The sequence below is a fragment of the Piezobacter thermophilus genome (assembly GCF_055386745.1).
The window spans coordinates 51,868-64,945 of record NZ_AP042380.1 but is presented as its reverse complement, the minus strand read 5'-3'; the positions used below and the strand labels follow the sequence as shown (position 1 = coordinate 64,945).

At 65.8% G+C, this 13,078-nt stretch carries 12 protein-coding genes; all 12 read left to right on the top strand.

Annotated elements, in window-relative coordinates; all coding sequences use genetic code 11:
* The first annotated feature begins 85 nt into the window (after window positions 1–85).
* The 12 genes from ACZ5CM_RS00290 to ACZ5CM_RS00235 all read left to right on the top strand — a co-directional run bounded on the left by ACZ5CM_RS00290 (window position 86) and on the right by ACZ5CM_RS00235 (window position 13,070).
* On the top strand, window positions 86–811 hold the full coding sequence (locus tag ACZ5CM_RS00290) for a fumarylacetoacetate hydrolase family protein (protein ID WP_464640229.1): 726 nt from the start codon (window positions 86–88) through the stop codon (window positions 809–811).
* Between the two features lie 160 nt (window positions 812–971).
* On the top strand, window positions 972–2,018 hold the full coding sequence (locus tag ACZ5CM_RS00285; protein ID WP_464640228.1) for a TRAP transporter substrate-binding protein: 1,047 nt from the start codon (window positions 972–974) through the stop codon (window positions 2,016–2,018).
* A 76-nt stretch (window positions 2,019–2,094) separates the two neighbouring features.
* On the top strand, window positions 2,095–2,679 hold the full coding sequence (locus tag ACZ5CM_RS00280; protein WP_464640226.1) for a TRAP transporter small permease: 585 nt from the start codon (window positions 2,095–2,097) through the stop codon (window positions 2,677–2,679).
* On the top strand, window positions 2,676–4,169 hold the full coding sequence (locus ACZ5CM_RS00275) for a TRAP transporter large permease (protein WP_464640224.1): 1,494 nt from the start codon (window positions 2,676–2,678) through the stop codon (window positions 4,167–4,169). Before ACZ5CM_RS00280 ends, ACZ5CM_RS00275 begins: the two co-directional genes overlap by 4 nt.
* A gap of 270 nt (window positions 4,170–4,439) precedes the next feature.
* On the top strand, window positions 4,440–5,987 hold the full coding sequence (locus tag ACZ5CM_RS00270; protein WP_464640222.1) for a benzoate-CoA ligase family protein: 1,548 nt from the start codon (window positions 4,440–4,442) through the stop codon (window positions 5,985–5,987).
* Window positions 5,987–6,811, top strand: a complete 825-nt coding sequence (locus ACZ5CM_RS00265; RefSeq protein WP_464640221.1) for an alpha/beta fold hydrolase — start codon at window positions 5,987–5,989, stop codon at window positions 6,809–6,811. The genes ACZ5CM_RS00270 and ACZ5CM_RS00265 overlap by 1 nt, the downstream gene beginning before the upstream one ends.
* A gap of 209 nt (window positions 6,812–7,020) precedes the next feature.
* Window positions 7,021–8,682 carry a 2,3-epoxybenzoyl-CoA dihydrolase gene (gene boxC / locus ACZ5CM_RS00260; protein ID WP_464640219.1) on the top strand — a complete coding sequence of 554 codons (1,662 nt, stop codon included), beginning with the start codon at window positions 7,021–7,023 and terminating at the stop codon, window positions 8,680–8,682.
* Window positions 8,683–8,715: 33 nt separating this feature from the next.
* Window positions 8,716–10,167, top strand: coding sequence for a benzoyl-CoA 2,3-epoxidase subunit BoxB (boxB, locus tag ACZ5CM_RS00255; protein WP_464640218.1), 1,452 nt, complete (start codon window positions 8,716–8,718; stop codon window positions 10,165–10,167).
* Between the two features lie 77 nt (window positions 10,168–10,244).
* A complete protein-coding gene (locus tag ACZ5CM_RS00250; RefSeq protein WP_464640217.1) occupies window positions 10,245–10,418 on the top strand; it encodes a hypothetical protein in 174 nt (57 codons plus the stop codon).
* Window positions 10,415–11,602 (top strand): benzoyl-CoA 2,3-epoxidase subunit BoxA, encoded by a 1,188-nt coding sequence (boxA, locus tag ACZ5CM_RS00245; protein ID WP_464640215.1) that lies wholly within the window; start codon window positions 10,415–10,417, stop codon window positions 11,600–11,602. Before ACZ5CM_RS00250 ends, boxA begins: the two co-directional genes overlap by 4 nt.
* Entirely contained in the window at window positions 11,603–12,079 is a 477-nt protein-coding gene (locus ACZ5CM_RS00240) for an acyl-CoA thioesterase (protein ID WP_464640213.1), read from the top strand.
* 73 nt (window positions 12,080–12,152) lie between these two features.
* Window positions 12,153–13,070: a helix-turn-helix transcriptional regulator gene (locus tag ACZ5CM_RS00235; RefSeq protein ID WP_464640211.1), complete on the top strand. Its 918-nt coding sequence runs from the start codon at window positions 12,153–12,155 to the stop codon at window positions 13,068–13,070.
* Window positions 13,071–13,078: the final 8 nt, after the last annotated feature.

Below are 13,078 nucleotides of genomic sequence, written 5' to 3'. Positions count from 1 at the left end.
TGCGGCCCTTGCGGCCGCGTCCGGTTGGATGCAAAACGCGGGCGCCCGCCTCGCGGGTGAAGGTGACATCGCGAGGAGCCCCGCCATGCAAGCGCAGCTGTTCGAACTTCCCCCGGCGCCGGCCATTCCCGTGCGCGGCGAATCGGCCGCCTACGCGCTGGGCCGCATCTTCTGCGTCGGTCGCAACTATGCCGCCCATGCCGCCGAAATGGGCAGCACGGTGGATCGCGAGGCGCCGTGGTATTTCACCACGACTCCCGCAAACGCGGTTCTGAGCGGCGCCGTCGTGCCGTATCCGCCGGGCACCTCGGACTACCACCACGAAGTCGAGCTGGCGCTTGCCATCGGCGCCCCGGTCTTTTGTGCCTCCCGCAAAGAGGCGATGGCCGCGATCTTCGCCTATGGCTGCGCGCTGGACATGACCCGGCGGGATCTTCAGCAGCTTGGCAAGGACAACCGCCGCCCGTGGTCACTGGGAAAGGACGTGGAGAACGGGGCCGTGTTCGCGCCTCTGACCAGGGCCGCCGATTTCGGGCCGGTCGCGGATCAGCGGATTCACCTCGAAGTCAACGGCGAAACCCGGCAGGACGCGACGCTTGCCGACATGGTCTGGAAGGTGGACGAGATCGTGCGCCACCTCTCGCAGTATTACCACCTGCGCCCCGGCGACGTGATCCTGACCGGCACGCCGGCCGGGGTCGGGCCGGTGGTTGCGGGCGACAGGATCACCGGCGGGATAGAGGGCCTCGACCCGGTCCGCCTGACCCTGACCGCCTCGGAACATGCCTCGCAGCATTCGCAGATACGGTGACGCTTCCGGCACGCGCAACGTCGCAGGGCTGTTCCGGCAGGCCCCGGGAAGTGTTAACAGTGAAGTGTTACCAATACGGGGCAATCACGCGGAAATCAGTTGCATTATGGTGCAGTCGATGCACTATGTTGCCAAAAAACTGGTCAACGGGAGGATACACATGACCACGCGCAGAACGATTCTCGGCCTTGCCGGCGCTGCCGCTTTCGCCGTCCTTTCTTCGGGGCTGACGGCCACGAGCGCACTGGCGCAGGAAGTCACGCTCAAGCTGCATCATTTCCTGCCGCCGCAGGCCAACGTGCCGCGGCTGGTGCTCGACCCCTGGGCGGACAAGATCGAAAAGGACTCCGGTGGCCGGATCAAGATCGAACGCTACCCGTCCATGCAGCTGGGCGGCAAGCCGCCCGAACTGATGGATCAGGCCATCGACGGCGTGGCCGATATCGTCTGGACCGTGGTCGGTTATACGCCGGGCCGTTTCCCCAGCACCGAGGTGTTCGAGCTGCCCTTCATGATGACGAACGCCCGCGCCGCCAGCCGCGCCTACTGGGAGATGTTCGAAAAGCACATGAAGGACACCGAGTTCAAGGACGTGAAGATCCTTGCCACCTGGGTGCACGGTCCGGGCCTGATCCACACGCGCGAGCCGGTCGAGAAGCCCTCGGACCTTCAGGGCATGAAGATCCGCGGCGGCTCGCGCTCGGTCAACTCGCTGCTGACCAAGCTGGGTGCAACCCCGGTGGGCATGCCGGTGCCGGCGGTGCCCGAGGCGCTTTCCAAGGGCGTGATCGACGGCACCACCATCCCGTGGGAGGTGACCACCGCGCTGAAGGTGCCCGAACTGGTCACCAACCACACCGAGTTCACCGGCAAGGCGCTTTATACGCTGACCTTCGTGCTGGCGATGAACAAGGAAAAGTATGAAAGCCTGCCGGACGATCTGAAGAAGGTGATCGACGACAATTCCGGGCTGGAGTTTTCGATCTTCGCCGGCGGTACGCAGGAAGACGCCGATGGCCCGGCGCGCGAGGTGGCGCTGGACCTGGGCAACAACATCATCACCATTGACGAGGCGGGCACCGAGGAGTGGCGCAAGCTGGCCCAGCCGATCTATGACGAATGGGTGGCCGACATGAAGGCCCGCGGCATCGACGGTCAGGCGCTGATCGACGAGGCGCGGATGCTGATCGACAAGTACACCCAGTAGAGGCGGCCGATTGCCACGGGCTGCGGCGGGCCGACCCGTCGCAGCCCCTTTCCTTGCCGGGGATGGATTCAGCGACATGCACCGATTCATGATGCGCCTGGCGCGGTTGATGGCCACCTTGGGCGGCCTCGTGCTGGTGCTTCTCATCCTGCTGACCGGCGTCTCGATCACCGGGCGCCTTCTGAACGGCGCCCTGCACAGCGACCTGGTGCAGGGCCTGGCGCCGGGTTTCGCGCAGTGGGCGCTGGATATCGGCATCGGCCCGGTCAATGGCGACTTCGAGCTGGTCGAGGCCGGCGTCGCCTTTGCCATCTTCGCCTTTCTGCCGCTGTGCCAGATCACGGCGGGGCATGCCTCGGTGGACGTGTTCGTGGCGAAGTTTCCCAAATGGGCGCACCGGCTGTTGCGGATGGTCACAGAGATCGTGTTTGCCGCGGTCCTGATCCTGATCTCGGTGCAGCTGGCCCGGGGAATGGCGTCCAAGATGGAATATGGCGAAACCTCGTTCCTGCTGCAATTCCCGGTCTGGTGGGCCTATGCCGCCAGCCTTGCCGCGTCGGTGGTTGCGGCGGTGGTCGGCGTTTACATGGCCGCCGTGCGGGTGGCGGAATTCTTCACCCGGCGGATCATCGTGTCGGATGGTGTGGAGGCTGAACAGTGACCGCCCTTGAAATCGGCATCGCGTCCTTTCCCGCGCTTCTGGTCCTGATCTTCCTGCGTGTACCCATCGGGCTGGCCATGTTCGTGGTCGGGCTGGGCGGGCTGGTCCTGGTCACCGGCGGCACGCAGGTGGCCCTGGGGCGGCTGAAATACGAAACCTACACGACTTTTTCCTCCTACTCGCTGTCGATCGTGCCGATGTTCCTGCTGATGGGGCATTTCGCGACGCTGGGGGGCATGTCGAATGCGCTGTTCAAGGCGGCCGAGGGGTTCCTGGGCCATCGCCGCGGCGGTGTTGCCATGGCTGCCGTGGGCGCCTGCGCCGGGTTCGGGGCGATCTGCGGCTCGTCCCTGGCCACCGCCGCCACCATGGGCCGGGTGGCCCTGCCCGAGCTGAGGGCCTACGGCTATGCCGGCGGCTTTTCGGCCGCCACGCTGGCCGCCGGCGGCACGCTGGGCATCCTGATCCCGCCCTCGGTGGTGCTGGTGATCTATGCCATCCTGACCGAACAGAACATCGCCAAGCTGTTCCTCGCCGCCGTCGTTCCCGGTGTTCTGGCGGCGCTGGGATATGTGGTGGCGATCTCGATCTATGTCCGCCTCTTCCCCGATTCCGCAGGCGTGCGCCCGCCGGTGCCCATGCGCGAGCGCTTCCGCGCCCTGGCCGCGGTGTGGCCGGTGCTGCTGGTGTTCGGGCTGGTGGTGGGCGGCATCTATCTGGGCTGGTTCACCCCCACCGAGGGCGCCGCAGTCGGGGCGCTGGGCACCGGGGTCATCGCCTGGCTGAACGGGGGGCTGAACCGCGAAACCCTGATCGACAGCTTCCTGGTCACCGGGCGGTCAACCGCGATGATTTTCTTCATCGTTCTGGGGGCGGGGTTCTACAACGGGTTTCTCGCGCTCACGCAGGTGCCGCAGGAGTTGTCGAACTACGTGGTCAGCCAGGGCTTCAGCCCCTGGACCGTGCTGATCCTGATCCTTGCCTTCTACCTTGTCTTCGGCTGCCTGATGGACAGCCTCAGCATGATCCTGCTGACCATTCCGATCTTCTTCCCGGTCGTCTCGGCGATGGATTTCAACCTGCTCTCGCTGCCGGCCATGCAGGCCGAGGCCGCGATGGAGGTGCTTTCCCGCGGCATCCCCGACGGGATGGGGCAGGAGATGCTGGCCTCGATCCAGCAGGCCATCGCCAGCGGGGCAGAGCTGACCCGGGAACAGATGAAGGAGCTGGGAATCCGGGTCACCGCGGGCATGGTCAACCGCATGGAGGCCGAGCAGGTCGCGATCTGGTTCGGCATCCTTGTGCTGATCGTGGTCGAGGTCGGGCTGATTACCCCGCCGGTGGGGATGAACCTGTTTATCCTCAACGCCATGGACCGCAGGACGCCGATGGTGGAGACCTACAAGGCAGTGGTGTTCTTCGTGGCCTCGGACATCTTTCGCGTCGCCCTGCTGGTCGCCTTCCCGGCAATCACGCTGTTCCTGTTGTAGATTGTTCACCAACTGTCGGTTCGGTGTTGCCGCTGGCGGTATGGGGGCTCTGCCCCCGCCGCCCTCGCGGGCGGCCCCCCCCGGAGTATTTGCGGCAAGAGGAAGGGCTGTCCGGCCCGGTTTTGTCATGCGTGTGCAAAATAATGCCAAAATATTGGCAATATGTTGCATATGCGGGCTTGCGGTGCATTATTGTGTCCGGGCGACTCGCGTTGTCCTGTCCCGGGCAGGGGCAAGGCGGCGCGAGGCGCTTGCGAGGGAGGAATGCAGATGACGGAATCGGGGAATGCCGCGCTCCACTTCGTGGACCGGCATGTGACGGAGGGCCGCGCGGACAAGACCGCCTTTCGTGAGGCGGCCGGCGCAAGGCGCAGCATGAGTTACGGCGAGCTGGCCACGGAAACCGGCCGGGTCGCGGCGGCGCTGGCGCGGGCCGGCGTTCCGCGCGAATCGCGGGCGGTGATGCTGGTTCTCGACCAGATCGAGTTTCCGCAGATCTTCTGGGGCTGTCTCAAGGCGCACGTGGTGCCGGTGCCTCTGAACACGCTGCTGGCCGCCCCGGTCTATGAGACCATCCTGAACGACAGCCGCGCCGAGACCTTGTTCGTGTCAGAACAGCTCTGGCCCGTGGTCGAACCCGCCGCGCGGACCTCGGGTCATCTGTCGCGGATCGTGGTCATCGGCGCCGAGGCGCCCGAGGGAACCACGGCCTTTTCGGATTTCGTCGCCGGATGCGATCCGGCCCCCGCGATCGAGACCGCGCCCGACGACATTGCCTTCTGGCTCTATTCCTCGGGGTCCACCGGCCAGCCCAAGGGCGTGCGCCATGTCCACGGCGCGCTGCGGGCCACGGCCGATACCTATGGCGCGCAGGTTCTGCGGATCAGGGAATCGGATACGATCTTTTCCGCCGCCAAGCTGTTCTTTGCCTATGGCCTTGGCAACGGCATGACCTTCCCGATGTCGGTGGGGGCCACCACGATCCTGTTCCATGCGCGCCCCACCCCTGAAGACGTCATCAAGGTGCTGGAGGCCGAACGGCCCACCATCTTCGGCGGGGTGCCGACGCTTTATGCCGCGATGGTGGCGGCCCTGGAAAAGACCGGGAAGCCGGATGCGCCGCTGCGCCGCTGCATCTCGGCCGGCGAGGCCCTGCCCGAAGAGATCGGCCGCAAGTGGCGCGAGATCTGGGGCGTGGACATCCTTGACGGCGTGGGCTCGACCGAGATGCTGCACATCTTCCTGTCGAACGCGCCCGGAGACGTGGTCTATGGCACCTCGGGGCGGGCGGTGCCGGGATATGAGCTGCGCCTCGTGGACGAGCAGGGCGCCGAGATCACCGCCCCCGGCACGGTGGGCGAGCTTCTGGTGCGCGGCGATTCGGCGGCCGACGGTTACTGGAACCAGCGTGCGAAAAGCCGCGCTACCTTCGAGGGCGAATGGACCCGCACCGGCGACAAGTACGAACTGGCCGAGGACGGGCGATTCATCTATTGCGGGCGCACCGACGACATGTTCAAGGTCTCCGGCATCTGGGTGTCGCCCTTCGAGGTGGAGCAGGCCCTGGTCGCGCATCCGGCGGTGCTGGAGGCGGCGGTGGTCGCCCATCGCGACGAGGCCGGTCTGGACAAGCCCAAGGCCTTCATCGTGCTCAATGACCGGGCCGACGACCCGGGCGCCCTGGCGGATGAACTCAAGGATTTCGTCAAGGAGCGCGTGGGCAAGTGGAAGTACCCGCGCTGGATCGAATTCGTGCCCGACCTGCCCAAGACGGCGACCGGCAAGATCCAGCGCTTCAAGCTGCGCGAGGGCTGCTGATGGCGGTTGCGTGGACGAAGCAGCCTCCGGCGCCGCTGAGGATCGACGGGGTGGCGCTGGAATATGCCTGCCACGGGCCGGCCCCCGCTACGGCGCCGACCATCGTCATGCTGCATGAAGGGCTGGGCTGCGTTGCCCTGTGGCGCGATTTTCCCGCCCGGCTGGCGGCGCGCACGGGCTGGGGCGTCTTCGTCTTTTCGCGGCAGGGATACGGGCAGTCCGATCCGGTGGCATTGCCGCGGCCACTGGATTTCATGACCCGCGAGGCCACCCGCGTCCTTCCCGGTCTTCTGGACGCGATTGGGTTGCGGCACGGCGTTCTGCTGGGTCACAGCGACGGGGCCACCATTGCCGCGATCCATGCCGGCAGTGTCCCGGATCACCGGGTGCGCGGGCTGATCCTGATGGCACCGCATTTCTTCACCGAAGAGATGGGCCTGAAGGAAATCGAACGCGCCCGCACCGCCTGGCGGTCGGGTGATCTGAAGCCGCGCCTTGCGCGCTATCACCGCGACCCCGAGGGCGCCTTTTGCGGCTGGAACGAGGTCTGGCTGGACCCCGGGTTCCGTGACTGGGATGTCTCCGACGTGATCGACTATATCCGCGTGCCCGTCCTTGCGATCCAGGGGCGCGAGGATCAGTATGGAACCCTCGCCCAGATCGAGGTGATCGAGGCGCGCGCAACCGCGCCGGTGGAGCGGCTTGTCCTTGACGGGTGCCGTCATGCCCCGCATCTGGACCGGCCCGAAGCCACGCTGGACGCGGTTGCCGATTTCCTCGCCCGGCTGCAGCGGATCGAATCTGCGCCCGGCGCCCCGGCATGAAGCCCCGAATCCGCAGCAAGGCGAGATATGCACTATCATGCATAAACCTTGCCTGTTTCCGCCGGATCAGGCCCGCTCCTGCAGGTTTTTTCTGAACATGTTGACCCCTTTGGCGGAAAAATAGGCAATATCATGCATATTCGGGTTTACCCGACAGTGCCAACCCATTATTGTGCATTCGAACGGAACCTTTCGTTGAGGCGCGCGACATGTCCAAGGTCATCGACTTTCAGACCGACCCTTCCCGCTATCGTCACTGGCGGGTGGAATATGACAGCGAGATCGCCAATCTCTACATGGATGTGGACGAAAAGGGCGGGCTGTTCGACGGCTACGAGCTGAAGCTGAATTCCTACGATCTGGGGGTGGACATCGAACTTGCCGACATCGTGCAGAGGATGCGATTCGAGCACCCCGAGGTCAAGGTGGTGGTGCTGCGCTCGGGCAAGGACCGGGTGTTCTGCGCCGGGGCCAACATCCGCATGTTGGGTGGCGCCAGCCACGCCCACAAGGTCAATTTCTGCAAGTTCACCAACGAAACCCGCAATGCCTTCGAGGCGGCCGAGGAAGAATCGGGCCAGAAATACATCGCCGCCGTGCGCGGCGCCTGCGCCGGCGGCGGCTACGAGCTGGCGCTTGCCTGCAACTGGATCATGCTGACCAATGACAGTTCGTCCTCGGTGGCGCTGCCCGAGGTGCCGCTGCTGGCGGTGCTGCCGGGCACCGGCGGGCTGACCCGCGTCACCGACAAGCGCAAGGTGCGCCGCGATCTGGCCGACGTGTTCTGCACCGTCGAGGAAGGGGTGAAGGGCCAGCGCGCGGTGGACTGGCGGCTGGTGGACGAGATCGTGCCCAATTCCCGCTTCGACGAGGTGGTGGCCGAACGCGCCCGCGAATTCGCTGCCCGCTCGAAGAAGCCCTCGGGGCTGAAGGGGATCGAACTGAAGCCGCTCGCGCGCAGCTTCGGCGAGGACGGCTCGGTCACCTATTCCACCGTCGAGGTGGCCATCGACCGCGAGGCCGGGCGCGCCACGATCACCATCAAGGGGCCGGACCGGGATGCCCCGTCATCGGTCGAGGAGCTTCATGCCCAGGGCGCGGACGGCTGGGCGCTGCGCTGCGCGCGGGAGCTGGACGACGCGATCCTGCACCTGCGGCTCAACGAACGCCGGATCGGACTGCTGACGTTCCACACCCAGGGCGACGGCGCCCGCGTGGCCGCGCACGAGGCTTTCCTGCTGGACAACCGCGACTTCTGGCTGGCCAACGAGATCCTGCTGCTGTGGAAACGGGTGCTCAAGCGGGTCGATCTGACCTCGCGCTCGATGGTGGCGCTGGTCGAGCATGGCTCGTGCTTTGCCGGCATGCTGGCCGAGCTGATCTGGGCCGCGGACCGCTCCTACATGATGCTGGACGAGTTCGAGGGCGACAACCGCCCGCTGGCCGCCATCCGGCTGACGGCGGGCAATTTCGGCGCCTACCCCATGAGCAACGACCTAACCCGCCTGCAGACCCGCTTTCTTGGCGAGCCCGAGGCGGTCGAGGCGGCCCAGGCGCGCATGGGCGAGGCGCTGGAGGCCGAAGCAGCCGAAAGCCTCGGCCTTGTCACCTACGCCTTCGACGACATCGACTGGGAGGACGAGGTGCGGATCTTCCTGGAAGAGCGCGCCTCGTTCAGCCCCGACGCGCTGACCGGGATGGAGGCGAACCTGCGCTTTGCCGGCCCCGAGACGATGGAGACGCGGATCTTCGGCCGCCTGACCGCGTGGCAGAACTGGATCTTCCAGCGCCCCAACGCGGTGGGCGAAACCGGTGCGCTGAAGCGCTATGGCAGCGGCATCCGCGGCGAATACGACATGGAGCGCGTCTGACGGCGCCGCGCCCCGTCCCGAATGGAGGAAAGAATGCTCGATCTCATCAATGTCAGCTATGACACCCAGATCCCCAACAATGTGGGGCTGAGCTCCGACAAGCGCGTGCTCAAGGCGCTGGAGAAGTGGCACCCCGGCTATATCAACTGGTGGAACGACCTGATCCCGCGGAAGTTTCAGGAAAGCCTGATCTATCTGCGCACCGCCGTCAGCGTCGATCCCAAGGGCTGGGCCAAGTTCGACTATGTGAAGATGCCCGAATACCGCTGGGGCATCCTGCTGGCGCCAAAGGTCGAGGGGCGCATCATCCCCTGCGGCGAACATTACGGCGAGCCCGCCTGGCAGGAGGTGCCGGGCGAATACCGCGCCATGCTGCGCCGGCTGATCGTGATCCAGGGCGACACCGAACCCGCCAGCGTCGAGCAGCAGCGCTTTCTCGCGCTCACCGCGCCGTCGCTTTACGACATGCGCAACCTCTTTCAGGTGAACGTGGAAGAGGGCCGGCACCTGTGGGCCATGGTCTATCTGCTGCACAAGTATTTCGGTCGCGACGGGCGGGAAGAGGCAGACGAACTGCTGCGCCGCCAGTCGGGCAGCGAAGAGGCGCCGCGCCTGCTGGGCGCGTTCAACGAGGAAACGCCCGACTGGCTGTCCTTCTTCATGTTCACCTATTTCACCGACCGCGACGGCAAGATGCAGCTGGAAAGCCTCGCGCAGTCGGGCTTCGATCCGCTGTCGCGCTCGTGCCGGTTCATGCTGACCGAAGAGGCCCACCATATGTTCGTGGGCGAAACCGGCGTCGGCCGCACCATCCAGCGCACCTGCGAGGCCATGCGCGAGGCGGGCATCGACGATCCCTTCGACGTGGACCGGGTGCGCGCGCTGGGCGTGATCGACCTGCCGCTGATCCAGAAGAAGCTGAACCTGCACTACACCCTGTCGCTGGATCTCTTCGGGCAGGAGGTCTCGACCAACGCCGCCAACGCCTTCAACGCCGGCATCAAGGGCCGCTATCACGAGAACCGGCTCGACGACGACCACCGGCTCAAGGATGCGACCTATCCGGTGTGGAACTTCGTGGACGGCAAGCTGGTGCGCGAGGAGGTCCCGGCCCTGACCGCCATCAACATGCGCCTGCGCGACGACTACACCAGGGACGCCGCCGGCGGGGTGGGGCGCTGGAACAAGATCATCCAGAAATCCGGCATCGAATTCGAGCTGAAGCTGCCGCACGAGGCGTTCCATCGCCAGATCGGCGTTTTCGCCGGCAAGACCTTCGACCCCGAGGGCAACCTGCTGAGCGAGGCCGAATACGAAGCCCGCAAGGGCGAGTGGCTGCCCAACAAGGACGACGGGGACTTCATCCAGTCGCTGATGAAGCAGGTGACCGAGCCCGGCAAGTATGCGGGCTGGATCGCGCCGCCGAAGGTTGGTATCGACAACAAGCCGGGCGACTTCGAATATGTGAAGCTGCATATGGCCTGACCCGGAGCCCGACTCCGGGGCCGGCCTGCGGATGCGGGGCCGGCAGAGCAGAGGGAAACTCCGATGCGGAGGCGCAAATGATTGTCAGTCGCGACCGAACACCCGACCATCACACGAAGGTTCTGCAGGAGCGTCTCATGGCCCTGCGCGGGCCCTGCGTCGGCTGCAAGGGGTGCACCGGTCTGTGCCCGGCCCTGATCGACCTTCTGACCCTTCCCGACCTGATCCTCGCCCGGGCGCATCACGCATGACGAAGCCTTTCAAGCAGCACCTGATCGACCCGGAAATCTGCATCCGCTGCTATACCTGCGAGATGACCTGCGGGCTTGAGGCGATCACCCATGACGACAACAACGTCGTGGTGGATGCCGAGAAGTGCAACTACTGCATGGACTGCATCCCGGTCTGCCCGACCGGTTCGATCGACAACTGGCGGGTGGTGGAGGAACCCTATTCGCTGGAAGAGCAGTTCGGCTGGGACGAACTGCCCGAACAGGCCGAGATTGCCGCCGAGGCCGTGACCGGCGACGAGGCCCTGGACGAGGCGGTGACAGCACTTCTGGCCGAGGCCCATGCCGGTACCGGTGGCCGCCCCCGCGCCCCGGCCAGCGCGGCGAAGCCCACGATCAACATGTACACCCTTGCCCGCCCGGCCGAGGCGCGGGTGCAGGGCAACTACCGCCTGACCGACGCGGGCAGCGACAGCGACGTGCGCCACATCATCCTCGATCTCGGGGCCACGCCCTTCCCGGTGCTCGAAGGGCAGAGCGTCGGCATCATCCCCCCCGGCACCGATGCCGAGGGAAAGCCCCACCTGCCGCGGCTCTACTCGGTCTCCAGCCCGCGCGATGGCGAAAGGCCCGGCTTCAACAACCTGTCGCTGACCGTCAAGCGGGTCGAAGGCGGGCTGTGCTCCAACTATGTCTGCGACCTGCAGAAGGGCGACACCGTGCGCCTGACCGGGCCGTTCGGGTCCACCTTCCTGATGCCCTCGGACCCGCAGGCGCATCTGCTGATGATCTGCACCGGCACCGGCTCGGCCCCGTTCCGCGCCTTTACCATGCATCGCCAGCGCGAATTTCCCGGCCTGCAGGATTCACTGACGCTGGTCTTCGGCGCCCGCCGGCCGGGCGAGCTGCCCTATTTCGGCCCGCTGGGGAAGGTGCCCGAAAGCTTCATGCGCAAGCTGTTCGCCTTTTCCCGGCAAGAGGATGCGCCCAAGCAGTACGTGCAGGACAAGCTGCGCGAGGAGGGCGAGCGTATCGCCGCCATCCTGCGCGACCCAAAGGGCCATGTCTATGTCTGCGGGCTGAAGGCGATGGAGCAGGGCGTGAACGAGGCGCTTGCCGATATTGCCCGCGGCGTCGGGCTGAACTGGTCCGAGCTGCGCGACACCATGCGCAACGAGGGCCGTTATCACGTGGAAACCTATTGAATGACGATACAGGAACAGACTCCGGTGCAGACCACCTTCACCCATGACGTGCGCGTCGGCTGGGGCCATTGCGATCCGGCCCGCATCGCCTATACCGGCCACATCCCGTGGTTCGCGCTTGAGGCGATCGACGCCTGGTGGGAAGCCCACATCGCCGGGCTGGGCTGGTACCAGCTCAACCTGGACCGCAACATCGGAACGCCGTTCGTGCATCTGAGCATGGATTTCCGGTCCCCGATCACCCCCCGCCATCCGCTGCGCTGCGAGGTGGCGCCGGTGCGGATCGGCAACTCCTCGATCGAGTTCCGCGTGGTCGGGCGGCAGGACGGGAAACTGTGTTTCGAGGGCCGGTTCGTCAGCGTTTTCGTCGAATCCGACAGCCACGCAAGGTCGATCCCCGCCCCGCCCGACATTCGGGCCATTGTGGAACCTCTCATTGCAGCGAACACGCACAATAGTGCAGGAACCAGCGACTGACCGGGTAATTTCGTTTGAACCATCCGGTGCTGCATCGTAGGTTTGTGCAATATTTTTCACAATCAGCGGCGCCATGACCGAGATCACCAACTTTCGCGGCGAAGCCGAACCGCAGTCGAGGGAAAGCCGGATCGAGCAATCCGTTTCCGAGCTGATCCGCCGCGTGGGCGAGAGGGTGCGCAAGGCGCGCGAACGCAAGGGCATTCCGCGCCGCGTCCTGTCCGAGATGTCCGGCGTCTCTCCGCGCTACCTGGCGCAGCTCGAGGCGGGCGAGGGCAATATCTCGATCGGGCTGCTTCAGCGGGTGGCGCTGGCACTGGATCATCGGGTCGAGTGGCTGGTTGGCGAAGAGGATCCGTGGTCCTCGGACGCGCTGCGGGTGGCCGAGCTGTTCCGCTCGGCGCCGGCAGATGTGCAGCAGTCGGTGCTGCGCGCGCTCAACCCCGAACCGGCCGAGGTGATGCGGGCGCACCGGATCTGCCTGATCGGCCTGCGCGGGGCCGGGAAATCGACCCTGGGCGCGCTGGCAGGGCAGGCGCTGAACATCCCCTTCGTCGAGCTCAACGCCGAGATCGAGGAACAGAGCGGCATGGCCGTGAGCGAGGTGATCGCCCTTTACGGCCAGGAGGGGTATCGCCGGCTCGAGGCACAGGCGATCGAGCGGATCATCGCCACCCATGACACGATGATCCTTGCCGCCGCCGGCGGGGTGGTGGCCGACCCCGAAACCTACAACACGCTGCTGGGCCATTTTCACACCATCTGGCTGCGCACCACGCCCGAAGAGCACATGGCGCGGGTCCGCGCGCAGGGGGACGAGCGCCCGATGGCCGGCAACCCCGAGGCGATGGAGCAGCTGAAGTCCATCCTCACCAGCCGCGAGACGCTGTATGCCCGGGCGCTGGCGCAGCTGGATACGTCCGGCCAGTCGGTGGAATCCTCGCTGGCTCGGCTCTTGCGGCTGATCGAGGACCGCAAGTTCCTGGCCTGAAACGGACC